Genomic DNA, 1,089 nt, shown 5'->3' with positions numbered 1-1,089 from the left:
AGGCGGACGCCCGTGCGGGTGGATCAAAGCAGGATGCGTGCCAACTGCTCAGCAATGCTCCCCAGCATTCCCCGGCGCAATGATGGCAGCAATCTTCAGGATTGGAACCCCCCGCACAGAAAACTGCGACCGATCAGACAATGTGACGTGTTGCGTCACCTTCTGACCGCCCCTGTCCGGGAGCAGAGTCGAGATTTAGACAGCCCCGGGGATGCCACCCACGGCCGGAACCGGCTACCATGCGCCGAGATAGCCCGCCTGGGGATGGTGTGGCTGGGGAGCCCTGTATGTCTGTTAGCCGTAGTGCAATCAAGAAACAGCCCGTGGCGCGAAGCACCATGGAGCTACAGCCGTTTGTCTGGGAGGGGACCGACAAGCGTGGCGTGAAGATGAAGGGCGAACAGCCTGCCAAAAATGCAAACCTGCTGCGTGCCGAACTTCGCCGCCAAGGCATCATGCCCAGTGTGGTCAAGCCGAAGCCAAAGCCGCTATTCGGTTCAGCTGGTAAGGCAGTTGGCGCCAAGGACATCTCATTCTTCAGTCGCCAGATGGCGACCATGATGAAGTCGGGCGTTCCCATCGTCAGCGCACTCGAGATCATTGGCAGCGGCCACAAAAACCCGCGGATGAAAAAGCTGGTCGATACCATCCGCACCGATATCGAGGGCGGGTCCTCGCTGCATGAGGCCATCAGCCGCCATCCCGTGCAATTCGACGAGCTGTACCGCAATCTGGTTCGCGCAGGTGAAGGCGCCGGTGTGCTGGAGACAGTGCTCGATACCGTCGCCACTTACAAAGAGAACATTGAAGCTCTCAAGGGCAAGATCAAGAAGGCCCTGTTTTATCCCGCAATGGTGGTGGTCGTGGCGCTGGTTGTCAGCGCAATTTTGCTGATGTTCGTGGTTCCGCAATTCGAGGAAGTATTCAAGGGGTTCGGCGCGGAATTGCCGGCCTTCACCCAGCTGATCGTTGCCGCATCTCGATTCATGCTCTCTTACTGGTGGCTAATGCTCCTGATTGTGGGCGGCTCTATCGCTGGGTTCATCTACGCCTACAAGCGATCCCCGTCGATGCAACACACCATGGATC

The 1,089-nt window shown here is 58.4% G+C and carries 1 protein-coding gene; it reads left to right on the top strand.

Annotated features, from left to right (window positions below):
• Positions 1–287: 287 nt before the first annotated feature.
• Positions 288–1,089: type II secretion system F family protein (locus AC1DQP_RS20825; RefSeq protein ID WP_478052474.1), on the top strand; the 802-nt coding region annotated here is incomplete at its 3' end.

The sequence above is a fragment of the Stenotrophomonas sp. P5_A8 genome (assembly GCF_056400545.1).
Note: the sequence above shows the minus strand (reverse complement) of the source record. Positions and strands in the feature narration are given on the sequence as shown.